The organism is Streptomyces sp. NPDC027189 (assembly GCF_055566975.1).
Map to the genome: position 1 here is coordinate 268,447 of NZ_JBVHRI010000006.1, position 22,832 is coordinate 291,278.

The 22,832-nt window shown below is 68.3% G+C and carries 19 protein-coding genes; 12 read left to right on the top strand and 7 right to left on the bottom strand.

The window, feature by feature from the left end; all coding sequences use genetic code 11:
* Nucleotides 1-25 precede the first annotated feature (25 nt).
* The 4 genes from ACZ4RZ_RS17335 to ACZ4RZ_RS17350 all read right to left on the bottom strand — a co-directional run bounded on the left by ACZ4RZ_RS17335 (nt 26) and on the right by ACZ4RZ_RS17350 (nt 4,311).
* Nucleotides 26-847, bottom strand: a complete 822-nt coding sequence (locus ACZ4RZ_RS17335) for a carbohydrate ABC transporter permease (RefSeq protein WP_467745420.1) — start codon at nt 845-847, stop codon at nt 26-28.
* Nucleotides 844-1,818, bottom strand: a complete 975-nt coding sequence (locus ACZ4RZ_RS17340) for a carbohydrate ABC transporter permease (RefSeq protein WP_467745421.1) — start codon at nt 1,816-1,818, stop codon at nt 844-846. The genes ACZ4RZ_RS17335 and ACZ4RZ_RS17340 overlap by 4 nt, the downstream gene beginning before the upstream one ends.
* Nucleotides 1,819-1,838: 20 nt before the next feature.
* A complete protein-coding gene (locus ACZ4RZ_RS17345; RefSeq protein ID WP_467745423.1) occupies nt 1,839-3,086 on the bottom strand; it encodes a sugar ABC transporter substrate-binding protein in 1,248 nt (415 codons plus the stop codon).
* A 187-nt stretch (nt 3,087-3,273) separates the two neighbouring features.
* The gene (locus tag ACZ4RZ_RS17350; RefSeq protein WP_467745425.1) at nt 3,274-4,311 is read right to left on the bottom strand and encodes a LacI family DNA-binding transcriptional regulator; all 1,038 of its coding nucleotides are present in this window, start codon (nt 4,309-4,311) and stop codon (nt 3,274-3,276) included.
* Nucleotides 4,312-5,128: 817 nt separating this feature from the next.
* On the opposite strand from ACZ4RZ_RS17350, the gene ACZ4RZ_RS17355 reads away from it, so the two are divergent.
* From ACZ4RZ_RS17355 to ACZ4RZ_RS17365, 3 genes are all read left to right on the top strand, one after another.
* Nucleotides 5,129-5,962: an alpha/beta fold hydrolase gene (locus tag ACZ4RZ_RS17355; RefSeq protein WP_467745426.1), complete on the top strand. Its 834-nt coding sequence runs from the start codon at nt 5,129-5,131 to the stop codon at nt 5,960-5,962.
* Between the two features lie 200 nt (nt 5,963-6,162).
* The gene (locus ACZ4RZ_RS17360; RefSeq protein ID WP_467745428.1) at nt 6,163-7,248 is read left to right on the top strand and encodes an S-(hydroxymethyl)mycothiol dehydrogenase; all 1,086 of its coding nucleotides are present in this window, start codon (nt 6,163-6,165) and stop codon (nt 7,246-7,248) included.
* Entirely contained in the window at nt 7,248-7,880 is a 633-nt protein-coding gene (locus ACZ4RZ_RS17365; RefSeq protein ID WP_467745429.1) for an MBL fold metallo-hydrolase, read from the top strand. Before ACZ4RZ_RS17360 ends, ACZ4RZ_RS17365 begins: the two co-directional genes overlap by 1 nt.
* Nucleotides 7,881-7,925: 45 nt before the next feature.
* Here ACZ4RZ_RS17365 and ACZ4RZ_RS17370 read toward each other — a convergent pair whose 3' ends face one another.
* A complete protein-coding gene (locus ACZ4RZ_RS17370; RefSeq protein ID WP_467745793.1) occupies nt 7,926-9,302 on the bottom strand; it encodes an L-serine ammonia-lyase in 1,377 nt (458 codons plus the stop codon).
* A gap of 169 nt (nt 9,303-9,471) precedes the next feature.
* Here ACZ4RZ_RS17370 and ACZ4RZ_RS17375 point away from each other — a divergent pair, with 169 nt between their 5' ends.
* From ACZ4RZ_RS17375 to ACZ4RZ_RS17385, 3 genes are all read left to right on the top strand, one after another.
* Complete coding sequence (locus tag ACZ4RZ_RS17375; RefSeq protein ID WP_467745431.1) at nt 9,472-9,834, top strand: bifunctional 3-phenylpropionate/cinnamic acid dioxygenase ferredoxin subunit; 363 nt, start codon at nt 9,472-9,474, stop codon at nt 9,832-9,834.
* On the top strand, nt 9,831-10,994 hold the full coding sequence (locus tag ACZ4RZ_RS17380; protein ID WP_467745433.1) for an NAD(P)/FAD-dependent oxidoreductase: 1,164 nt from the start codon (nt 9,831-9,833) through the stop codon (nt 10,992-10,994). The genes ACZ4RZ_RS17375 and ACZ4RZ_RS17380 overlap by 4 nt, the downstream gene beginning before the upstream one ends.
* A gap of 130 nt (nt 10,995-11,124) precedes the next feature.
* Nucleotides 11,125-12,255, top strand: a complete 1,131-nt coding sequence (locus ACZ4RZ_RS17385) for an aromatic ring-hydroxylating oxygenase subunit alpha (protein WP_467745435.1) — start codon at nt 11,125-11,127, stop codon at nt 12,253-12,255.
* Nucleotides 12,256-12,315: 60 nt separating this feature from the next.
* Here ACZ4RZ_RS17385 and ACZ4RZ_RS17390 read toward each other — a convergent pair whose 3' ends face one another.
* Complete coding sequence (locus ACZ4RZ_RS17390; protein ID WP_467745795.1) at nt 12,316-13,062, bottom strand: IclR family transcriptional regulator; 747 nt, start codon at nt 13,060-13,062, stop codon at nt 12,316-12,318.
* A gap of 202 nt (nt 13,063-13,264) precedes the next feature.
* On the opposite strand from ACZ4RZ_RS17390, the gene betA reads away from it, so the two are divergent.
* Complete coding sequence (betA, locus tag ACZ4RZ_RS17395) at nt 13,265-14,932, top strand: choline dehydrogenase (RefSeq protein ID WP_467745436.1); 1,668 nt, start codon at nt 13,265-13,267, stop codon at nt 14,930-14,932.
* Between the two features lie 3 nt (nt 14,933-14,935).
* On the top strand, nt 14,936-15,772 hold the full coding sequence (locus ACZ4RZ_RS17400) for a methylenetetrahydrofolate reductase (protein WP_467745437.1): 837 nt from the start codon (nt 14,936-14,938) through the stop codon (nt 15,770-15,772).
* Between the two features lie 181 nt (nt 15,773-15,953).
* Here ACZ4RZ_RS17400 and purU read toward each other — a convergent pair whose 3' ends face one another.
* The gene (gene purU, locus ACZ4RZ_RS17405) at nt 15,954-16,826 is read right to left on the bottom strand and encodes a formyltetrahydrofolate deformylase (RefSeq protein WP_467745439.1); all 873 of its coding nucleotides are present in this window, start codon (nt 16,824-16,826) and stop codon (nt 15,954-15,956) included.
* Between the two features lie 219 nt (nt 16,827-17,045).
* On the opposite strand from purU, the gene ACZ4RZ_RS17410 reads away from it, so the two are divergent.
* From ACZ4RZ_RS17410 to ACZ4RZ_RS17425, 4 genes are read left to right on the top strand one after another with little or no spacing between them, the layout of a single operon-like run.
* Nucleotides 17,046-18,515 carry an aldehyde dehydrogenase family protein gene (locus ACZ4RZ_RS17410; protein WP_467745441.1) on the top strand — a complete coding sequence of 490 codons (1,470 nt, stop codon included), beginning with the start codon at nt 17,046-17,048 and terminating at the stop codon, nt 18,513-18,515.
* Between the two features lie 20 nt (nt 18,516-18,535).
* The gene (locus ACZ4RZ_RS17415; RefSeq protein ID WP_467745443.1) at nt 18,536-19,624 is read left to right on the top strand and encodes a quaternary amine ABC transporter ATP-binding protein; all 1,089 of its coding nucleotides are present in this window, start codon (nt 18,536-18,538) and stop codon (nt 19,622-19,624) included.
* Nucleotides 19,624-21,633 (top strand): ABC transporter permease, encoded by a 2,010-nt coding sequence (locus ACZ4RZ_RS17420; protein WP_467745445.1) that lies wholly within the window; start codon nt 19,624-19,626, stop codon nt 21,631-21,633. The genes ACZ4RZ_RS17415 and ACZ4RZ_RS17420 overlap by 1 nt, the downstream gene beginning before the upstream one ends.
* A gap of 12 nt (nt 21,634-21,645) precedes the next feature.
* On the top strand, nt 21,646-22,614 hold the full coding sequence (locus ACZ4RZ_RS17425) for an ABC transporter substrate-binding protein (RefSeq protein WP_467745446.1): 969 nt from the start codon (nt 21,646-21,648) through the stop codon (nt 22,612-22,614).
* Nucleotides 22,615-22,832 lie beyond the last annotated feature (218 nt).

Consider the following 22,832-nt stretch of genomic DNA (forward strand, 5'->3'; position numbering starts at 1 on the left):
CGTACCGCAGGAGGGTGACGGAATGTCAGTCCTTCACGGCGCCGGCGGTCACGCCGGCGGCGACATAGCGCTGGGCGAGGACGAGGATGACCGCGGCCGGGAGGGAGGCCACGACGGCGGTGGCCATGATGGCGTTCCACTGCTGGTTGTTGTTGCCGATGTAGTGGTAGATGCCGAGGGTGATCGGCTCGTGTGCACCGCCGTTGACGAGGGTGCTCGCGAAGACGAAGTCGGACCAGGACCACAGGAACGCGAACAGGGACACGGTGACGACGGCGTTGCGGCTCATCGGCAGGACGATCGACCAGAAGGTGCGCAGCGCGCCGGCACCGTCCGTCTTCGCGGCCTGGAGCAGTTCGCCGGGGATGCCGGACATGAACGCGGTGAAGATGAGCACACCGAAGGGGACGGCGAGCGTGGAGTCGGCGACGATCAGGCCGGGCACGGACTGGAGCAGGCCGAGGCTCAGGTAGATGGCGTAGAAGCCCATCGCCATGATGATTCCGGGGATCATCTGGGCGGCCAGAAGGACGAAGTTCAGGATGCCCGCGCCGCGTGGGCGCAGCTTGGCCAGCGCGTATCCGGCCGGTGCGGACAGGGCCACGGTCAGGGCGACCGTGCCCAGGCCGATGACGAGGCTGGTGCCGAGATACGGCAACTGCTGGTCCACGACGGCCCGGTAGCCCTCCAGGGTGCCGTGGACCGGGAACAGGTCCGGGGGCGACTTGCGCAGATCCTGGTCGCGGGTGAAGGACGCGTTCAGCATCCAGTAGACCGGGAAGAGCATGATCGCGGTCAGCAGGACGCCGAGGGCCGTCTTCCATCCCGTGCGGCTGCGGCTGTTCATGAGGACGCCTGCTTTCTCTGGGTCCGCACATAGACCAGGCCGAACACCAGGGCGGCGACGACGAGCAGGTTTCCGACGGCCGCGCCGGGGCCGAAGGCGGGCAGCAGGTTGCCGAAGCCGAGTTGGTAGGACCAGGTGGCGAAGGTGGTGGACGAGTCCGCCGGGCCGCCCCTGGTCATGATCCAGATGATGTCGAAGACCTTGAGCGTGTAGACCAGCCCGAGGAGGAGGGTGATCGCGGAGACCGGGCGCAGCAGCGGGAAGGTGATGCGCCAGAAGCGCTGCCACGCGTTCGCGCCGTCCAGGGCCGCCGCCTCGTAGAGGCTGGTGGGGATCGACTGCAGACCGCTGTAGAGCACGACCAGGTTGAACGGGACGCCGATCCAGATGTTCGCGATGACCACCGAGGCCAGCGACCAGGACGGTGAGGTCAGCCAGTTCACCGGGCCGATGCCGACGGCGTGCAGGGCGGCGTTGATGACACCGGAGTCACTGTTGAGCATCCATGACCAGGTGGAGGCCGACACGATGAGCGGCAGCAGCCACGGCACCAGGAACAGGGCACGCAGGGTTGCCGACAGCCGGAAGTGCTGGTTGAAGAAGACCGCGAGGGCCAGGCCGATGGCGTACTGGAAGACCAGGCACACGGCGGTGAACACCACCGTGTGGAGCAGCGCCGGGGCGAACGTGGGGTCGTCGAAGACGGTCAGGTAGTTCTTGAGGCCCGTGAACGGTGCGTTGCCCTGGACGAAGGAGCGCACCGTGTAGTTCCGCAGGCTCAGATCGATGTTGCGGTAGAGCGGATAGGCGTAGAAGAGGGCGAGGTAGAGGGTCACCGGGGTGAGGAACGCCCAGGCGGCCCACTGCTGGGAGGTGGGGCGGCGCCGTTGCCGGGGCGGCGGTGCCGCGCCGGCCGCACCGCCGGACCGGGGCACGGTCCGGCGGATCGGCGTGGGCGTCGTGCGGTTCATCAACGAGCCTCGAATACCGGTCACTTGACTGCGGACTGGGCTGCGGAGAGCGCGTCCTTGGGCGACTTGGAGCCGCTGAGCGCGGACTGCATCGCCTTCCACAACTGCTCGGAGATCTTGGGGTACTTGGTGCCCAGGTCGTCACTGGTGCGCCCCTTGGCCGCCTTGACCGCGTCGACCCACGGCTTCAACTGGGCGTTCGCCGCCACCTGCTTGTCCTGGACCTCGCTGGTGGGCGCGACGTAGGAGAGGGTGGTGTCGGTGTCGTACAGGTTCTTGGTGCTGGTCAGGCAGGTCGCCAGCGTCTGCGAGGTGGCGTAACGGCCGGTGGAGCCCTGGACCGGGAGGGTGACGAACTCGCCGCCTGTCGGGGCCGCGGCGTTGCCTCCCGAGGCGCCGGGGACGGGGATGACGCCGTAGTCGAAGCCCGCCTTGGCGGCGTTCGCGAGCTGCCAGGTGCCGTTCTCGCTGAACGCGTAGTCGCCGGTCGTGAACTCCTGCCAGCTGGTCGTCTGGGTGTTGTTGAGCACGGAGTTCGGGGCGTAGCCCTTGGCCAGCCAGCCCTTCCACAGCGACAGTGCGGAGACGGCCTGGTCCGAGTCGAGAGCGGTGAGCTTCGCGCCCGAGCCCCAGAACCACGGCAGGAACTGGAAGCTGCCCTCCTCCGTTCCGATCGCGGAGAACGTGATGCCCTTCTTGCCGGCCTTCTTGACCTTCGCCAGCGCCGCGGTGAGTGACGTCCAGTCCTTGACCGAGGCGACGTCCACCCCGGCCGCCTTCAGCACCTTCTTGTTGTAGTAGAGGGCGAGCGTGTTGGCGCCGATCGGCGTGCCGTATGTCTTGCCGCCCGACTGGCCGGCCGCGAGCAGGTTGGGGTCCACGGCCGAGGTGTCCAGCTTGTTGTCGTCGGTCGTGGTGAGCACTCCGGCCTCGGCCAGGGTCGACACCACCGGGTTGTCGACGATGAGGAGGTCCGGGGAGTTGTCCTGTTGCGCCGCGAGCAGCGCCTTGTTCGGCAGGTCGCTGGTGTCGAAGGCGGTCCGCTTGATCTTCACGCCTGCCTGGGTGCCGCAGGTGTCCAGCAGCTTCGCCCAGGCCGAGCTCTTGTCGAACTGGGGGTACGGGTCCCAGATCGTGTAAGTGCCGCTGTTCGCAGATGAGTTGGAGGTGCTGCCCGAGCCGGAGGAGCAGGCGGTCGCGGTGGTGGCGACGGCGACGACGGCCACGGCCGCGGCGATGAGACGGCGTCGTCTTGAGGAGCTGTTCATGGCGGGTCCCTCTTGGTTCTGGGCACGGCTGTGCCGTAGGAGAGGCGATGGGGGTGATCCGGGCATGCCGAGGGCGCCGATGAGCGGTTCAGCGGCCGGTGTTGGGGAGGGGCGGGGACGGGGTGTCCGTCTTTCGTGGTCGGGCCGTCGTCTCGGGGAAGGGCAGGTGAGGGTCGGGGGAGGGGCGTCAGACGGTCGTGTCGGCGACCGGCGGCGCGACGCCGGCGGGCCCGGTGCTGGCCCGCAAAGAGATCGGTGGCGCGAGAAGGTGGTGCCGACCGGGCGCGTCAGGATGGTCGAGTCGCTCGACCAGCAGGTCGACGGCGCGGCGACCCATCTCCGCGGCCGGTACGTCCGCCGCCGTGAGCTGCGGGGTCACCGTCTCCGCCCACCGGCTGGCCACCACGCCGGTCACGGAGAAGTCGCGCGGCACATGGCGGCCGGCCTGGGCCAGTCCTCGGTAGAGGCCGCCGAGCGCGGCCTCGTTCAGTGTGACCAGGGCTGTGGTGGCCGGATCGTCGTACAGGATCCGCTCCACACAGGCTTGGCCCGAAGCGGCGTCGTCCCCGCAGCAGTACGTACGGACGGTCAGCCCGCGCTCGGCAGCGGCCTTGGTGAATCCGTCCAGACCCCGATGGGCCGACTCGTAGCCGGCACGCAGCAGTTGCTCGGGCCGGTTGACGAAGGCGACCCGGCGATGGCCCAGGTCCGCGAGGTGGTGGACGCATGCCTCCACCAGCGCGGTGTGGTCCAGGCCGACCCACCACCCGTCCTCCGGATGCGCGGTGCGGCCGATGGTGACGGAGGGGAAGCCCAGCGCGGTGAGGTGGTCCACCCGGTCGTCCTCCAGCCGGATCTCCATCAGGATCGCGCCGTCGACCCGGCGTTCTCCCAGCAGCCGCTGGAACGAGCGGTCGCTGTCCACGCCGCTGGGCGAGAGCAGCACGTCGTAGTCGTAGGCCGCGGCGGCCTCCACGACACTGCCGATGAAGTCGAGCTGCATGCCGGTGTAGTGGTTCCCGGCAGGCGGGAAGACGAGACCGATGGTGCTGGTTCGGCCGTTGGCCAGGGCACGCGCGCTGGCGTTTGGCCGGTAGCCCAGTTCGTCGATGACCTGCTGGATCTTCCGGCGGGTTTCTTCCGACACGGGGCGCTTGCCGCTCAGCGCATAGGACACGGTGCTCCGCGAGACACCGGCCCGCTGGGCGATCTCTCCGATGTTCACGGGGGCTCCTAGCTCGCACCGGTTCGATGAGCCCGGGGGAGGGCGTCATCACCGGTCGCAGGATACGGGGGACGGGGGTCGTGCAACGATGGCGACCGTTGTCGAACCGGTTCGCGTGAAGAGAAGGTAGGAGCAACTCGAATGGGGTGTCAACGCCTCGCGCAGTACTTTCCGCAATGGCCTGGAAACCTTGCAGGTAAGGCCGCTGTGCGGAGCCGGGAGACCCGCGTCGGAGGTATTGCTGGCCGGTTTCCTCGGTACTGGCCTCATCGAACCGATTCGATCGGTTCGATGAAGCGAGTGACGGTGCGTCACTGATCCATGCGTCAGTGTTCGCGCGGGTGGACGAGGCAATCCTCCACCCGCGGGTAAAGGGCGGTTTCGGAGGTGTCGTGCTCGGGGTCGGGGGACGTCTCGTCGGCGAACCGGATCCGAGGCCGCCCGGGAGCGCGCATGGGGGACAGGCGGCTGCGGGTGCCGCTCTGGCGTACCTACCCCCTGGAGGAGGCGGCGACCGCGCTGCAGGTGAGCCAGTCGGGGCACCTGGGCGGCAAACTTCGTACTGCTCCCGGCGTAGGGGCACGGCCTCCAGCGACGAACGGACGGCAGCGCCCGCCGGCCCGCGTGCCGGCCGCCGTCACGGCGAGGAGGGATCATCCCTGGGGAGGCAGACCGCTCGCGCCCGCCGTCGTGTGCCAGGACACCAGGAGCATTCAGTGGCCGGGCGCGGCGCTGCCGGCCTTTCGACTGTCGCCCGGACCGACCCTGGCTCGATCACCCCGTCGAGCCGGAAGCACGACCGAGAGGAACAACGCCCGTGAGTGAATGGCAGCTGACCCGGACATTCCGCAGTACCTCCGGCGACGTCCACTGGGACAGCCTCGGACACCCCCGTGAGGATCCGGTTGTCCTCCTCCACGGCACACCCTTCTCTTCCTACGTCTGGCGCGCCATCGCCCGCTCACTCGCCCGCCGTCACCAGGTGTTCGTGTGGGACATGCCCGGTTACGGAGCATCGGAGAAGTACGCCGGACAGGACGTCTCGCTGGCCGCCCAGGGCAAGGTCTTCACCGAACTCCTGGCCCACTGGGGCCTGGAAGAACCGCTGGTGGTCGCCCACGACTTCGGCGGTGCCGTCTCCTTGCGGGCGCATCTGCTGCACGGCGCTCACTACCGCGCACTCGCTCTGGTCGACCCCGTCGCGCTGGCGCCATGGGGGTCCGCGTTCTTCCGGCTCGTCGGCGAGCACTCCGAGGTGTTCGAGCAGTTGCCACCCGCGCTGCACCACGCCCTGGTACGCGAATACATCAGCTCGGCCAGCAGTCCGGGCCTGCACCCGGCAGTGCTCGAAAGGCTCGTCCGGCCCTGGCTCGGCGACCTCGGCCAGGCGGCCTTCTACCGGCAGATCGCTCAGGCCGACCAGCTCTACACGGATGAGGTTCAGGACCGGTACGGCGAGATCGGCATCCCCACGCTGGTGTGCTGGGGGCAGGACGACACCTGGATTCCCGTGGCGAAAGGACAGGAGCTCGCCGCCCGCATCCCGGGCGCGCGACTTGAGCCGATCACCGGCGCGGGCCACCTCGTCCAAGAAGACGCGCCCGCCGAACTCACCGCCGTTCTCATCGCCTTCCTCCAGCACTCCCTCTGAAGGGTTCTGTTGCGGCGCTTGGCCGTACGACGGCATAACCGCATGCCCGCGGTGAGGAGATCCGCTCTGTGCAGGCGGCGATCTGTGTGCCGAATCCTTGACCCCCGCTCGCCCCTCCACGATGCTGTGTTGCGGCACATGAGATGAGTGCCGTAATGAGCAACATTCGACCCAGGTCTCGTACCAGCCGAGGAGTGGCCATGACTCACCAGGTCCGTGCTGTCGTCGCGCGGGGGAAGGGCGCCCCCGTCAGCCTGGAAACGATCATCGTCCCCGACCCCGGCCCGGGCGAGGCGCTGGTGAAGATCGAGGCCTGCGGGGTCTGCCACACCGATCTGCACTATCGCGAGGGCGGCATCAACAACGACTTCCCGTTCCTGCTCGGGCACGAGGCCGCGGGTGTCGTGGAGTCGGTGGGGGAGGGCGTCACCGACGTCGCCCCCGGTGACTTCGTCATCCTGAACTGGCGCGCCGTCTGCGGGCAGTGCCGGGCCTGTCAGCGCGGGCGACCGCAGTACTGCTTCAACACCCACAACGCGAAGCAGAAGATGACCTTGACCGACGGCACCGAGCTGTCTCCGGCCCTGGGCATCGGTGCGTTCGCGGAGAAGACGCTGGTGGCGGCGGGGCAGTGCACCAAGGTCGACCGGGCGGCATCGGCGGCCGCCGCCGGGCTGCTGGGCTGCGGAGTGATGGCGGGCATCGGCGCGGCCATCAACACCGGCAACGTCGGACGCGGTGACAGCGTGGCGGTCATCGGCTGCGGCGGGGTGGGGAACGCGGCGATCGCCGGTGCCCGGCTCGCCGGGGCGGCCAAGATCATCGCTGTCGACATCGACGAGCGGAAGCTCGAAACCGCGAAGAGGATCGGCGCGACCCACACCGTCAACTCCAAGCAGGGCGATCCGGTCGAGGCCGTACGCGAGCTGACCGGCGGCTTCGGCGCCGATGTGGTGATCGAGGCGGTCGGCCGTCCGGAGACGTACCAGCAGGCCTTCTACGCGCGCGACCTTGCGGGCACGGTCGTCCTCGTCGGCGTACCGACCCCGGAGATGAAGCTCGAACTGCCGCTGCTGGACGTCTTCGGCCGGGGCGGCGCGCTGAAGTCCTCCTGGTACGGCGACTGCCTGCCCTCCCGTGACTTCCCGATGCTCATCGATCTCTACCTGCAAGGCCGACTGGATCTGGACGCCTTCGTCACGGAGACCATCGCACTGGACGAGGTCGAGAAGGCCTTCGAGCGGATGCACGGCGGCGATGTGCTGCGCTCGGTGGTGGTCTTCTGATGGCCGGTGCCCGCATCGAACAGCTCGTGACCTCGGGGACGTTCTCCCTGGACGGCGGAACCTGGGACGTCGACAACAACGTCTGGATCGTCGGTGACGACATCGAGGCCGTCGTCATCGATGCCGCCCATGACGCCGAGGCGATCGCCGAGGCCCTCGGCGGACGCACGCTGCGGGCCATCGTGTGCACCCACGCCCACAACGACCACATCGACGCGGCCCCCGAACTCGCCGACCGCACCGGTGCTCCGATCCTGCTCCACGGGGACGACCTGCCGCTGTGGAAGCAGACCCACCCCGAGCGGACACCCGACGGTGAACTCGCCGACGGACAGGTCGTCACGGTGGCCGGTGTCGAGCTGACCGTGCTGCACACCCCCGGTCACGCCCCCGGCGCGGTGTGCCTGTACGCGCCGGGCCTGAAGGCACTCTTCAGCGGTGACACGCTCTTCGCGGGTGGACCAGGTGCGACGGGACGGTCGTACAGCCACTTCGGCACCATCGTCGACTCGATCCGGGACCGGCTGCTGACCCTGCCGGGCGACACCGTCGTGTACACCGGCCACGGGGAGACGACCACCATCGCCGCCGAGGCCCCGCACCTTCAGGAGTGGATCGACCGCGGATTCTGACCACTTACGACCGCGCGGCGGCCGCGTCTCCACGTCGTTGACGTCTCAGCACTCGATGACGTTGACCGCGAGGCCGCCGCGCGAGGTCTCCTTGTACTTCACCTTCATGTCGGCACCGGTCTCGCGCATCGTCTTGATGACCTTGTCGAGCGAGACCACATGCGTGCCGTCGCCGCGCAGCGCCATCCGCGCCGCGTTGATCGCCTTGACGGAGGCCAGGGCGTTCCGCTCGATGCAGGGGATCTGGACCAGTCCTCCGACCGGGTCGCAGGTCAGCCCGAGATTGTGCTCCATGCCGATCTCCGCGGCGTTCTCGACCTGCTCCGGCGTGCCGCCGAGCGCCTCGGCGAGACCAGCGGCGGCCATGGAGCAGGCCGACCCGACCTCGCCCTGGCAGCCCACCTCGGCGCCGGAGATCGACGCGTTCTCCTTGAACAGCGCTCCCACCGCGCCGGCGGCGAGCAGAAAGCGGACGACTCCGTCCTCGTCGGCCCCGGGAACGAAGCGTGTGTAGTAGTGCAGCACCGCGGGCACGATCCCGGCCGCGCCGTTGGTGGGCGCGGTGACCACGCGACCGCCCGAGGCGTTCTCCTCGTTGACGGCCAGCGCGAAGAGGTTGACCCAGTCCATGATGTGCAGCGGATCCACATCCTGGGAGTCCTCGACGAGGCTGCGCAGCAGCTGCGGGGCACGGCGGGGCACCTGCAGCCGCCCGGGCAGGGTGGTCTCGGTCCGTGAACAGCCGCGCTCCACGCACTCCTGCATCACCCTCCAGATCCGCAGCAGGTCGGCGCGCACCTCACTCTCGCTCCGCCGGGACAGCTCGTTGGCGAGCATCACCCCGCTGACCGGCAGGCTGGTCTCGTAGGCGCGCAGCAGCAGTTCGGATGCCGAGCCGAAGGGGAGCGGTACCGGAGTGTCGTCGGGCTTGATGCGGTCGGCACCCGTCGCGCTCCCGTCCACGACGAAGCCCCCGCCCACCGAGTAGTACGTACGGGTCCTCAGCTCGCCGCCTTCGCGCTCTGTGGCGGTGAACTGCATCCCGTTGGGGTGGAACGGCAACGTGCGGCGACGGTGCAGCACCAGGTGGTCGCGCTCGCGGAACTCCACCTCCCGGCGGCCCAGCAGCCGCAACCGGCCGGCCTCGTGGATCCGATGCACCCTGTCGTCCACGGTGTCGGTGTCGACGGTTTCCGGATCCTCGCCTTCCAGGCCGAGGAGTACCGCCTTGCCGCTGCCGTGGCCGTGACCCGTGGCGCCGAGCGAACCGAAGAGTTCTGCCCGGACCGAGCCGGTGCGGGGGAGCAGGCCGTCTTCGTGCAGCCCCGTGACGAAGAGACGGGCGGCCTTCATGGGCCCGACGGTGTGGGAGCTCGATGGTCCGATACCGACCTTGAACAGGTCGAAGACGCTGATCGCCACCCCGGGCTCCTTCATGTGATGTGTTGTCTATAGCGCAAAGAGTTGCGCAAAATGCAACGCAGAACAAGGGGGCCGCCTGTCCTCTGGATGCCTTGACAAGGGTTTGGGGCCGCCCTCAAACTGGCGTTGCGCTTACCGCAATCCGTTTCGCTATACGCACCGAGGTGTCATGATGATTCCCGCGTGCCTTCTCGTGGATCTGCCGCGAGGCGAGGCCTACCGGCTCGACATCGATCCGCCGGTTTCGGTGTTCCATACCGACGACGGCGAGGTCTTCGCCATCGACGACACGTGCACCCACCAGGACGCCTCGCTCGCCGACGGCTGGCTGGAGGGCTGCGAGGTGGAATGCCCGCTGCATGCTTCGAAGTTCGACCTCCGGACCGGAGTCGTCGACGCTCCGCCGGCCAAGCGTCCGGTGCGCACTCATCAGGTCTTCATCGAGGACGGCATGATCTACGTCCAGCCGTCCACCGATGCCCCCAACCTGCCACCTTGTGTCGCGTCCCGGCTCGCCGGAGGCGCCGCGTGAGGACAGTGGCCGTGGTGGGTGCCTCGCTGGCCGGTCTGTCGGCGGCGCGCTCGCTGCGGAAACAGGGGTACGACGGTCGGCTGGTCGTCATCGGCGACGAACCGCACCGCCCGTACGACAGGCCGCCGCTGTCCAAGGAGTTCCTGGCCGGTGACATCGGCGAAGCCGATCTCGCGCTGGAGTCGGACGGCGAGGACCTGCAGGCCGAGTGGCTGCTCGGCGCCCGCGCCACCGGACTCGACAGCGCGGATCGAGCCGTGCGGCTCGCCGACGGCCGCGAGGTCCGAGCCGACGGATTCGTCATCGCGACCGGCGCGGCAGCGCGGACGCTGCCCGGCACCGACGGCCTGGCCGGGGTCCACACCCTGCGCACCCTGGACGACGCCCGCGCCCTGCGGGACGAACTGGCCCTGGGTGGGCGGCTGGTCGTGATCGGCGGCGGATTCATCGGCGCCGAGGTCGCCTCCACCGCATACGCTCTCGGACTCGACGTGACGGTGGTCGAGGCGGCGCCGACGCCGCTCGCCGGACCGCTCGGCGAGACCATGGGCGGCATCGTCTCCGCCCTCCATGCGGACCACGGCGTACGGCTGTTGTGCGGCGTGGGGGTCAAGGGGCTGAGCGGGGCGACCCGGGTCGACGCCGTCCTGCTCGAGGACGGCCGCAGTATCCCCGCCGACACCGTCGTCGTCGGTGTCGGCGCGCGTCCGTGCGTCGAGTGGCTGAAGGGATCCGGCGTCGCGCTCGACAACGGCGTCAAGTGCGGCGCGGACGGCCGCACCAGCCTCGCCGGTGTGGTCGCCGTCGGTGACTGCGCCTCCTGGTACGACCCCCACGCGGGGATCCACCGCCGCGTCGAGCACTGGACCGGTGCGCGCGAGCGGCCCGACGCGGCCGTGGCCACGCTGCTGTCGTGGGGTGCGGCGGAACCGGGTGCGCCCCGGCCGCCTTACTTCTGGTCGGACCAGTACGGCGTGAAGATCCAGTTCGCCGGTCATTCGGCCGGTGCCGACAGCGTGACGGTCGAGGAAGGCGTCCCGGGCGACCGCAGTTTCCTGGCCGTCTACCGGCGTGCCGGGCATCCGGTCGCCGTGCTCGCGATGAACCAGCCGCGGCTTTTCATGCGTTGGCGCAAACAGCTCGCCGCCGCGACATCTTGACATCACCGATGCGGCATTTCATGCTGCTGTTGCGTATAGCACGCAGCGTTGCTCCATACAAAACGCCGTCCGGAGTCGCCCTTCCCGGCGCGTGAATGACCGATCCACGACGTTCTCCGAGGAGTGCACTGTGACCTCGACCAGCCTGCCGGACAGCCTGATCGCCACCCTGCCCGGCTCCTCCTACACGGATCCGGGGATCTTCGCCCAGGAGCAGGAGCGCATCTTCGAAACGATGTGGTTCTGCGCCGTGCGCTCCTCCGATCTGGCCAAGCCCGGCGCCTTCCGGACCGTCGAGGTGGGCCGCGAGAGCATCCTGATCACGCGCGCACGGGACAACTCCATACGCGCCTTCTTCAACGTCTGCCGCCACCGTGGGGCCAAGCTCTGCACCGAGGAGACCGGCGAGGTCAAGCGCGCCTTCCAGTGCCCCTACCACGCCTGGACGTACGACCTGACGGGCAAACTCGTCGCCGCGCCCAACCTCACCAAGATGCCCGACGTCAGCCGCACGGAGTACGGCCTGGCGAGTGTGGCGACCCGTGAATGGCTCGGCTATGTGTGGGTGTGCCTCGCGGAGAACCCGCCTCCCTTCGCGGAGGTCGTGCAGGACGTCGTCGCACGCCTCGGCGACACCGAGTCGATCGAGCACTACGACATGGAGAACCTCGAGGTCGGCAAGCGGATCGTCTATGACGTCAAGGCGAACTGGAAGCTGATCGTCGAGAACTTCATGGAGTGCTACCACTGCGCCACGATCCACCCCGAACTCACCGAGGTACTCCCGGAGTTCGCCGACGGGTACGCCGCCCAGTACTACGTGGGTCACGGCGCGGAGTTCGGCGCCGATGTCAAGGGCTTCACCATTGACGGCTCCGAGGGACTGGACCGCATTCCGGGGGTCTCCGAGGAGCAGGACCGCCGCTACTACGCGATCACCGTCAGGCCGCAGGTGTTCATCAACCTCGTCCCCGACCATGTGATCTTCCACCGGATGTACCCGGTCGCCGCGGACCGCACGATCGTCGAGTGCGACTGGCTCTACCTCAAGCACGTCGTCGAAAGCGGCAAGGACGTCAGCCGGTCGGTGGAGCTCTTCGACCGCGTCAACCGGCAGGACTTCGACGCGTGCGAGCGCTGTCAGCCCGCGATGAGCTCCCGGCTGTACGCCAAGGGCGGCGTGCTGGTGCCCAGCGAGCACCATATCGGCGAGTTCCACGACTGGGTCCAGGAGCGTCTCGGGACAGGGCAGTCGCAGTAGCGGCGGTTCTTGGCAGGTCGGCGGCGGCTGAAGGTGCCGTCGGCGGCGGCACCTGGGCGTTCAGCCCAGGTAGCCCATCCGATGGCTGATCTCCTCCGCGCCCTTGACCAGCACCGGAGCGAGCTCGTGCATGCGCTCCTCGGTGAACCGGTACGAGGGTCCGGAGGCGCTGAGCGCCGCGATGACCTCTCCGTCCCGGTCGCGGACCGGCGCGGCCATGGCGTGGAGCCCGACCTCCAGCTCCTCCACGGTCCAGGCGTAGCCACGCTCCCGAGCGTCGGCGAGATTCTTCTCGAGCTTCGTCTTCGAGGTCAGGGTGTGCGGGGTCACCTTCTTCAGGCCGGCCTCGGACAGCAGCGCGGCGCGCTGCTTGGCGGGCATGTGGGCCAGCAGGATCTTGCCGCTGGACGTGGCGTGCAACGGGGTCAGCTGGCCGACCCAGTTGTGCGCGGTGACGGCCCCCGGGCCGCGCACCTGGTAGAGGTTGATCGCGTAGTGCTCCTGCATCACGGCGATGTTGACGGTCTCGCCGATCTCCTCGGCGAGGTGCTCGCAGACCGGGCGGCCCTGCTGGGTGATGTCGATGCGTCCCGTGACTCCGCCGGCCAGGCGTACGATGCCGAAGCCGAGGCGGTACTTGCCGCGCTCGCCCGCCTGCTCCACCAGACCGCGCGCCTCCAGGGCGCCGAGCAGCCGGAATGCGGTCGACTTGTGAACATCGATCTCGCCGGCCACCTCGCTGACGCCGGCCTCGCCGCGCTGGGCCAGGATCTCCAGCACGCTGATGGCGCGGTCGACGGACTGCACCCCGCCGGACTGCGAACCTGTCGTTTCAGTATCTGGACTGTAGTTGCTCACAGCGAAACTATACGCGCAGTAAACAACGCCAGCGCAAGTAACGGCGTGGAAACCTAGACCTTGCAAGTTGCGTTGCTCGCAACCTGGTGCGTATAGAGATACTCGTACTAGCATGCCTCGCGTATCTACGGCGCGAGCGAGACGAGGCACCATGGCTCCCCTGCAATACGACTTCGTCATCGTCGGCGGTGGATCGGCCGGCAGCGCACTGGCGAACCGGCTCTCCGCCGACCCGGGCAACCAGGTGCTGGTCCTGGAGGCCGGCCGGCCCGACTACCCGTGGGATGTCTTCATCCACATGCCCGCGGCGCTGACCTACCCGATCGGCAGCCGGTTCTACGACTGGAAGTACGAGTCCGAACCCGAGCCCCACATGGGCGACCGGCGCATCTACCACGCGCGCGGCAAGGTGCTGGGCGGTTCCAGCAGCATCAACGGCATGATCTTCCAGCGCGGCAACCCCATGGACTACGAGCGCTGGGCCACCGATGCCGGCATGCAGACCTGGGACTACGCGCACTGTCTGCCGTACTTCAAGCGCATGGAGAACTGTCTCGCGGCCGACCCCGACGACGAGTTCCGCGGCCACGACGGCCCCCTCGTCCTCGAACGCGGCCCCGCCTCCAACCCGCTGTTCACCGCCTTCCTCAAGGCCGTCCAGGAGGCGGGTTACCCCCGCACCGACGACGTCAACGGCTATCAGCAGGAGGGCTTCGCCCCCTTCGACCGCAACGTCCACCGGGGACGCCGTCTGTCGGCCTCGAAGGCGTACCTCAAGCCCGCGAAGAAGCGGCCCAACCTCACCATCACCACCCGAGCCCTGGTCACCCGTGTCCTCTTCGAGGGCAAGCGTGCCGTCGGAGTCGAGTACCGGCACCGCGGCAAGGTCCAGCAGGTGCGCGCCCGCGAGGTCATCCTCTGCGGCGGCGCGATCAACTCCCCGCAGCTGCTCCAGCTCTCCGGCGTCGGCAACGCCGAGGAACTGAGCGCGCTCGGCATCGACGTCGTCCACGACCTCCCGGGCGTCGGCGAGAACATGCAGGACCACTTGGAGGTGTACATCCAGTACGCCTGCAAGCAGCCTGTCTCCATGCAGCCGTACATGGCGAAGTGGCGCGCCCCCTTCATCGGCCTGCAGTGGCTGTTCCGCAAGGGCCCCGCCTCGACCAACCACTTCGAGGCCGGCGGCTTCGCCCGCAGCAACGAGGACGTGGACTACCCCAACCTGATGTTCCACTTCCTGCCGATCGCGGTCCGCTACGACGGCTCCTCGCCCGCCGGCGGGCACGGCTACCAGGTGCACGTCGGGCCCATGTACTCCGACGCCATCGGCTCGGTGAAGATCAAGAGCAAGGACCCGAACGAGCACCCGGCGCTGCGCTTCAACTATCTGTCCACCGAACAGGACCGCCGCGAGTGGGTCGAGTCGATACGGGTCGCCCGCAAGCTCCTCAATCAGCCCGCCCTGGCCCCGTACAACGACGGGGAGATCTCGCCCGGACCGTCCGTGGAGTCCGACGAGGAGATCCTCGCCTGGGTCGCCAAGGAGGGCGAAACCGCCCTGCACCCTTCCTGCACCTGCAAGATGGGCACCGACGAGATGTCCGTCGTCGACCCCACCAGCATGCGCGTGCACGGCGTGGAGGGACTGCGCGTCGTCGACGCGTCGGTCATGCCCTATGTCACCAACGGCAACATCTACGCGCCGGTGATGATGATCGCGGAGAAGGCGGCCGACCTCATCCTGGGCAAGGAGCCGTTGGCCCCTTCCAAGGCCGCGTACTACCGGTACCGCGACGCCCAGAAGCAGGCCGGGTAACCCTTGGACGGCGAACACTTCAGGGCGCTGCTGTCGAGCGTCCGCTACGAGGTGCTGCCCGCGAAGGCGACCGAGGGCAAGGTCCTCGCCCATGTCCCGCGCGACGTCGTCGTCAGCGTGACGGCGTCGCCGGTCAAGGGCCTGGAACCGACGCTCGACCTCGCCACCCGGCTCACGGCGCACGGCTATCACGTCGTCCCGCACGTGCCCGCGCGGCTGCTGCGGGACGACGCCCACCTGAAGGATGTCGTCGACCGGCTCCGGGAGGCGGGCGTCGACGACGTCTTCGTCCCGGCGGGCGACGCCGATCCGCCGGCCGGGGCCTACGACGGGGCACTACCGGTGCTGCGCAGGCTGAGCGAGCTGGGCAGCCCCTTCGCTCAGGTCGGCATCACCGGTTATCCCGAGAGCCACCCGCTCATCCCCGACGACCTCACCATCCAGGCGATGTGGGACAAGCGCGCGCACGCCACGTACATCGTGAGCAACCTCTGCTTCGACCCGGGCGTGCTGGGTGACTGGGTCGGCCGGATACGCCGCCGCGACATCACCCTGCCCGTCCACGTGGGCGTCGCGGGGCCGGTGCAGCGGGCGAAGCTGCTGTCCATGGCGGCGAAGATCGGGGTGGGGGAGTCGACGCGCTTTCTGACCAAGCACGCCTCGTGGTTCCTGCGCTTCGCGGCACCCGGCGGTTACTCGCCCGAGCGGCTGCTCGCCCGTTCCGCGGGCGCGCTCTCTTCCCCCTCGGCGGGGGTGGCCGGCCTGCACCTCTTCACCTTCAACCAGATCGCCGAGACCGAGCGGTGGCGCTGCGCTCTGCTTGACCGGTTGAGCAGCTGAGCGGAGCCTCCTCAGTAGTACCCGGGGCTGGAGCGGGCCTCTGGGGCTGTGCCCCCAGATCCCCCTGATCGGCCTGGATGGCCTTGTCATCAAACGTCGGACGGGCTGATTGCCCTTCCGGAGCCCGTATACAACGCGGGGCGGGGCTGGAATCCAGCCCCGCCCCGCGATCGAGCGTCGCTCAGCGGAAGACCACTGTGCGGTTGCCGTCCACCATGACGCGGCTCTCGCTGTGCCACTTCACCGCGTGCGCCAGCACCTGCGCCTCCACGTCCCGGCCGACCGTGACCAGCTCGTCCGGGTCGAGGGAGTGGTCCACGCGGACCACGTCCTGGTCGATGATCTGGCCCTCGTCCAGGTCCGGCGTCACATAGTGCGCCGTCGCGCCGACGAGCTTCACCCCGCGGTCGTACGCCTGCTGGTAGGGGCGGGCGCCCTTGAAGCTGGGGAGGAAGGAGTGGTGGATGTTGATGGCGTGACCCTCCAGTTGTTTGCACAGGTCGTCGGAGAGGATCTGCATGTAGCGGGCCAGCACCACCAGGTCGATGTCCAGCTCGTGCACGAGCTCCAGCAGGCGCGCCTCGGCATCGGCCTTGGTGTCCTTGGTCACCGGGATGTGGTGGAAGGGGACGCCGTAGGTCTCCGCCAGTCCCTCGAAGTCCCGGTGATTGGAGACGATCGCGGGGATCTCGATGTTGAGAGCCCCGGTGCGCCGGCGGAAGAGCAGATCGTTGAGGCAGTGGCCGAACTTGGACACCATGATCAGCGTCCTGGTCGGGGTCGAGGCGTCCCGGAGGGTCCAGGAGATCCGGTAGGCCTCGGCGACGGGACCGAATCGGTAACGCAGATTTTTCAAATCGGCGTTTGGATCGGAAACGTCGAAGTGGACCCTCATGAAGAAACGGCCCTTGAGTCGATCATCGAACTGCTGGCTCTCCAGGATGTTGCCGGAGTTCCTGACGAGAAAGCCGCTCACGGCGTGGACCAGTCCGGCGCTGTCCGGACACGAGAGAGTGAGGACGTACTCACGGCCAGGATGCGGTCGAGGGGACATGTGCAGCCTCCGTCGGTGCGTATTGCACAACATGGTGAGCGATACGCAACATGGTTGGGCTATGCGCGGCTTGTGGTCAAGAGCGGCCGCGCAACTGCCCGCATGGTGAAATCGTCATCTGCCAACCCCTTGACGTATGTCCGCACATTCGCCAGGGTGTTCCACCACAAGCAATACGGTGCACGATGCGCAACGGAATTCGCTCGAAGGGCTCCACACGTGGCAGACCTGTATGTGGACGGAGAATGGCGCGATGCGGTGGCCGGAGGTCACCGGGAAATCCGCTGTCCCGCTGACGGCACACTCGCCGCGACCGTGTCCGAGGGGACGCGTCCCGACACCGAGGCCGCGATCGCCGCGGCCCGCCGTGCCTTCGACGAAGGCCCCTGGCCACACACCCCCGAGCGGGAGCGCGGTGCGCTGCTGCTGCGCACCGCCGACCTCATCGAGCGCGACGCCAAGGAGTTCGCCCGCGCCGAATCACTGGACACCGGCAAGCGACTGGTGGAGAGCGAGTACGACATCGCGGATGTTGTCTCCTGCTTCCGCTACTACGGCGGGATCGGGGGCACCGATGCCGGCCGGGTGATCGACACCGGCCGCGACGATGCCGTCAGCCGAGTCGTCCACGAACCGGTCGGCGTGTGCGGGCTCATCACCCCCTGGAACTACCCGCTGCTCCAGGCGTCCTGGAAGGTCGCGCCCGCCCTGCTCGCGGGCAACACGATCGTCCTCAAACCCAGTGAGCTCACCCCCTCCACCTCGATCCTGCTGATGCGGGCACTCGAGGAGGCCGGGCTCCCGGCCGGCGCCGCGAATCTCGTCCTGGGCACCGGGCCCGAGGTGGGCGCACCGCTCTCCGAGGACCCGGCCGTCGACATGGTCTCCTTCACCGGGGGTCTGGAGACCGGCAAGCGCATCATGGCCACCGCCGCCTCGACAGTGAAGAAGGTGGCGCTGGAGCTCGGCGGCAAGAACCCCAACGTCGTCTTCGCCGACGCCGATTTCGAGACGGCCGTGGACTTCGCCCTCACGGCCGTCTTTCTGCACTCGGGACAGGTCTGCTCGGCCGGCGCCCGTCTGATCGTCGAGGACTCCCTCCATGACGCCTTCGTCGACGAGGTCGTCCGCCGCGCCCGGCAGATCCGCCTCGGCGGACCCTTCGACCCCGAGGCCGAGACCGGAGCGCTGATCTCCGCACAGCACCTGGAGAAGGTCGAGGCGTACGTCGCGGCGGGCCTCGCCGAAGGCGCCGTACTGCGCTGCGGCGGCGAACGCCCCGGTGACCCCGCACTGGCGAACGGCCACTACTACCCGCCCACCGTGCTCGACGAGTGTCGGCAGGACATGCGTGTGGTGCACGAGGAGTCCTTCGGACCCGTGCTCACCGTGGAGCGCTTCCGCGACGAGGACGACGCCGTACGCATCGCCAACGACACCGAGTACGGACTCGCCGGAGCCGTCTGGACGCAGGACGCCGGAAAGGCCCAGCGGGTCGCCCGGCGGCTGCGCCACGGCACGGTGTGGATCAACGACTACCACCCCTATGTGCCGCAGGCGGAATGGGGTGGCTTCGGGCACTCGGGCGTGGGCCGGGAGCTGGGACCGACCGGCCTGGACGAGTACCGAGAGCCCAAGCACATCTGGCAGAACATCCAACCCCGGCCGCAGCACTGGTTCCGCGGCTGAACGCCGAAAAGAGGTCGATCGTGACCCCAGCACAGACCGAGGTGCCGCAGCGGCGCGGCACGCCACAGGACTCGGCCCCCACCCCGGTCATATCCGTGCGCAAGCTGTGGAAGGTGTTCGGGCCGAAGGCAGACCAGGTACCGGACTCCGAGGAGCTGTGCGGGCTCACCCGCCGCGAGCTGATGGACCGCACCGGATGCACCGCCGCCGTGCGCGACGTGAACTTCGAGGTCTCGCCCGGCGAGGTCTTCGTCGTCATGGGCCTGTCCGGCTCCGGCAAGTCCACCCTGGTGCGATGTCTGACCCGACTGATCGAACCCACCGCCGGTGAGATCGTCTTCGAGGGCGAGGACATCCGCGACGCGGACGACAAGCGGCTGCGCGAACTGCGGCGCAGCAAGTTCTCCATGGTCTTCCAGCACTTCGGGCTGCTGCCCCACCGCCGGGTCGTCGACAACGTGTCCTTCGGCCTGGAGATCCGCGGCATGAGCAAGGCCGAGCGCACCAAGCGGGCCCTGGAGGTCGTCGAACTGGTCGGCCTCTCCGGCTACGAGAACTCCTACCCGGACCAGCTCTCCGGCGGCATGCAGCAGCGCGTCGGTCTGGCCCGTGCGCTGGCCGGCGATCCGGACGTGCTCCTCTTCGACGAACCGTTCTCGGCGCTCGACCCGCTGATCCGCCGTGACATGCAGAACGAGGTCATCCGTCTGCACCACGAGGTCGGCAAGACGATGGTGTTCATCACCCACGACCTCTCCGAGGCGCTCAAGCTGGGCGACCGCATCCTCATCATGCGCGACGGCAAGATGGTCCAGTGCGGCACCGGCGACGAACTGGTGGGTGCCCCCGCCGACGACTACGTACGCGACTTCGTCAAGGACGTGCCGCGCGGTGACGTACTCACGCTGCGGTGGATCATGCGTCCCGCGGAGCCGGACGACCCCCTGGACGGCCCCGAGCTGGGCCCGGACGTCGTGGTGCGGGAAGCCACCCGGGCGGTGCTGGCGGCCGAGAAGCCGGTCAAGGTCGTCGAGAACGGCAAGCTGCTCGGCATCGTCGGTGACGAGGAGATCCTCGCTGTCGTCGCCGGGCAGGAAGGCGACATGTGATGACCGTCGCCCTGGAGAAGCCGGAGAACGCCGACAAGGCGGAGCAAGCGGAGAAGACCGCGCCCGTCGCGGGCGTGCGCAGGATCAGCCGCCGCATGATGGTGGCCGCGATCCTGGTCGCCTGGCTGGTGCTCTTCGCCGTGCTGCGCGGAAAGCAGACCCTGACGCTGGCGGCGGCGGACCTCACCGATCTGCACCGCTGGTTCAACGACGTCAACGACACGATCGGCGCCGACCGCAACTCCAACCCGCTCTTCCTGTACTTCTTCAACGAGATCCGTCTGGTCATCGACAACCTGGTGACCTTCATCCAGTCGCTGATCTCCCAGCCCTCCGACGGTCGACCGCTGCCACAGATCGGCTGGCTCGGCGTCGTCGGCATCGCCGGCTATATCTCCTGGGCCGTGGGCAACTGGCGGGTCGCCCTCCTGGCCGTGGCCGGCTTCACCTTCTTCGGGCTGCAGGGCCTGTGGCTGGAGAGCATGGACACGCTGGCGCTGACCCTCTCCGCGGTCTTCGTGGCGCTGCTGTTCGGGATCCCGCTGGGTGTGTGGGCGGGGCTGTCCGACCGGTTCAACCGGATCATGACGCCCTTCCTGGACTTCATGCAGACGATGCCGACCTTCGTCTACCTGGCCCCCCTGACGCTGTTCTTCCTCATCGGTCCTGCCTCCGCCACGATCGCCACCCTGATCTACGCGGCGCCACCGGCGATCCGCATCACCGCACACGCCATCCGCTCCGTACCGGAGACCACGGTCGAAGCCGCCGACTCACTGGGATCGACGCGGCGGCAGACGCTGCTGAAGGTCCTGCTGCCGATGTCCAAGCGGACCGTGGTGATGGGCGTCAACCAGACCATCATGGCTGCCCTGGCCATGGTGACCATCGCGGCCCTGATCGACGCACCCGGCCTCGGAAAGACCGTCGTGCAGGCCCTGCAGTCGCTCGACGTCGGCACGGCCTTCAACGCGGGCCTGGCCATCGTCGTCATGGCGATCGTGCTTGACCGGGTCACGACGGCGGCGAGCGGAAGGGCGGAGGCGGCCCGGCGCTCGGGGAACCGCTTCCTCAGGTGGCGGCGACCGCTGCTGGTGGGCGGAGGAGTGGCGGCGGCGGTGCTGGTGTATCTGTCGCACACGTACGTATGGGCGGCCGAGTTCCCCGGAGAGGGCAGCACGGGCAGCAGCATCGCGAGCGCGGCGGACAACGTGACCACCTGGGCGCAGGACAACCTGTCGGGCGTCACGAACGCCTTCCGCGACGCCATCACCAACGGACTGCTCAATCCGTTCCAGACGCTGCTCACCGACTCCCCGTGGTGGCTCGTCGGCGCGGCCCTGGTCGGACTCGGCGCGGTGCTCGGCGGATGGCGCGCCGGGGTCACCACGGCCGTGTGCGTGGGACTGCTGGTCGGCACGGGGGTGTGGTCGGACAGCATGACGACGCTGGCGTCGACCGTGGTGGCGACGGTCCTGGTGATGGTGCTCGGTGTCAGCTTCGGGGTGTGGATGGGGCGCAGCCTGCTCGTGGACCGGCTGCTGCGGCCCACCCTGGACGCTGCGCAGGTCATGCCGCCGTTCGTCTATCTCGTGCCGTTCCTCGCGCTGTTCGGCGCGACACGCTTCACGGCGATCGTCGCTGCCGTCGTCTACGCGGTTCCGGTCGCCATAAAGATCATCGCGGACGGAGTGCGGGCCGTTCCCGAGACCACCGTCGAGGCGGCCACGGCTGCCGGGTGCAACACCTGGCAGATCATCACCAAGGTTCAACTGCCGATGTCACGCAGTGCCCTGACGCTCGCGACCAACCAGGGCCTGATCTACGTGCTGTCGATGGTTGTTGTGGGCGGCCTGGTAGGAGCGGGCGCCCTCGGCTACGACGTCGTAGCCGGATTCTCGCAGGGAGAGCTGTACGGCAAGGGGCTGGCGGCGGGGCTCGCCATCGTACTGCTCGGTGTCATGTTCGACCGGATCACTCAGGCAGCGGCGCGACGTACGAGCGCATAAGGAGCACTGACCATGGCAAGGCAAGCAAGACAGTGGAGAGTCGGCGCGGCCGGCATTGCGGTCCTCGGCCTCACCCTCACCGCCTGCGGCGGTGCGAAGGTCGGTGACAGCTCCGCCGGCTCGGACAGTTCGGGCAAGTGCGGCACCTTCAACCTCGCGGTCAACCCGTGGGTGGGCTACGAGGCCGATGCGGCGGTCGTCGCCTATGTCGCGGAGCACAAGCTCGGCTGCAAGGTCACCAAGAAGGACCTGAAGGAAGAGATCGCCTGGCAGGGCTTCGGAACGGGCGAGGTCGACGCGGTCCTGGAGAACTGGGGTCACGACGACCTGAAGAAGAAGTACATCACCGGGCAGAAGACCGCCGTCGAGGCAGGTCAGACCGGCAACAAAGGCATCATCGGCTGGTACGTGCCGCCGTGGCTGGCGAAGGCGCACCCGGACATCACCGACTGGAAGAACCTGGACAAGTACGCGTCCCAGTTCAAGACCTCGGAGTCGGGCGGCAAGGGCCAGCTGCTCGACGGTGACCCGTCGTACGTCACCAACGACGAGGCGCTGGTGAAGAACCTGAAGCTGGACTTCAAGGTGGTGTACGCGGGAAGCGAGACCGCGCTCATCCAGGCCTACCGAAAGGCCGAGAAGAACAAGGAATGGGTGATCGGCTACTTCTATGAGCCGCAGTGGTTCCTGTCCGAGGTGCCGCTGGTCAAGGTCAATCTGCCCACGTACAAGACGGGCTGTGACGCCGATGCGGCGAAGGTCGCCTGCGACTATCCCGTGTACAACCTCGACAAGATCGTCAGCGCCAAGTTCGCCAAGTCGGGCAGCCCGGCCTATGACCTGGTGAAGAAGTTCAACTGGACGAACGACGATCAGAACGCCGTGGCCAAGTACATCGCGGTGGACAAGATGTCGGCCGACGCGGCGGCGAAGAAGTGGGTCGAGGCCAACCCCGACAAGGTCGACGCCTGGATCAAGTAGGGCGCGACGCGGCTCCGTCTCCGGCACCGCTCCGGAGCTGGAGCGTTGAGGCACGAGCGACCCGGAAACCCCGCCGGACGGGCCCGGCAGGCTGCGCTGGCAGCCTGCCGGGCCTCGTCGCGTTTCGGGCTGTTTTCCGACGTCACGGACCCCTTGACACCCACTCCTCGCGACGGGCACATTGAGTTGCGCAACCTGAAGCATGTTGCGCAGACAGC

Bases quoted from the DNA above. Each gene is read 5' to 3' on its own strand.
- ACZ4RZ_RS17335 (WP_467745420.1), bottom strand. From the start codon at position 847: ATGAACAGCCGCAGCCGCACGGGATGGAAGACGGCCCTCGGCGTCCTG.
- ACZ4RZ_RS17365 (WP_467745429.1), top strand. From the start codon at position 7,248: ATGGCCGGTGCCCGCATCGAACAGCTCGTGACCTCGGGGACGTTCTCC.
- ACZ4RZ_RS17425 (WP_467745446.1), top strand. From the start codon at position 21,646: ATGGCAAGGCAAGCAAGACAGTGGAGAGTCGGCGCGGCCGGCATTGCG.
- ACZ4RZ_RS17340 (WP_467745421.1), bottom strand. From the start codon at position 1,818: ATGAACCGCACGACGCCCACGCCGATCCGCCGGACCGTGCCCCGGTCC.
- ACZ4RZ_RS17345 (WP_467745423.1), bottom strand. From the start codon at position 3,086: ATGAACAGCTCCTCAAGACGACGCCGTCTCATCGCCGCGGCCGTGGCC.
- purU (WP_467745439.1), bottom strand. From the start codon at position 16,826: ATGTCCCCTCGACCGCATCCTGGCCGTGAGTACGTCCTCACTCTCTCG.
- ACZ4RZ_RS17360 (WP_467745428.1), top strand. From the start codon at position 6,163: ATGACTCACCAGGTCCGTGCTGTCGTCGCGCGGGGGAAGGGCGCCCCC.
- ACZ4RZ_RS17420 (WP_467745445.1), top strand. From the start codon at position 19,624: ATGACCGTCGCCCTGGAGAAGCCGGAGAACGCCGACAAGGCGGAGCAA.
- ACZ4RZ_RS17375 (WP_467745431.1), top strand. From the start codon at position 9,472: ATGATGATTCCCGCGTGCCTTCTCGTGGATCTGCCGCGAGGCGAGGCC.
- betA (WP_467745436.1), top strand. From the start codon at position 13,265: ATGGCTCCCCTGCAATACGACTTCGTCATCGTCGGCGGTGGATCGGCC.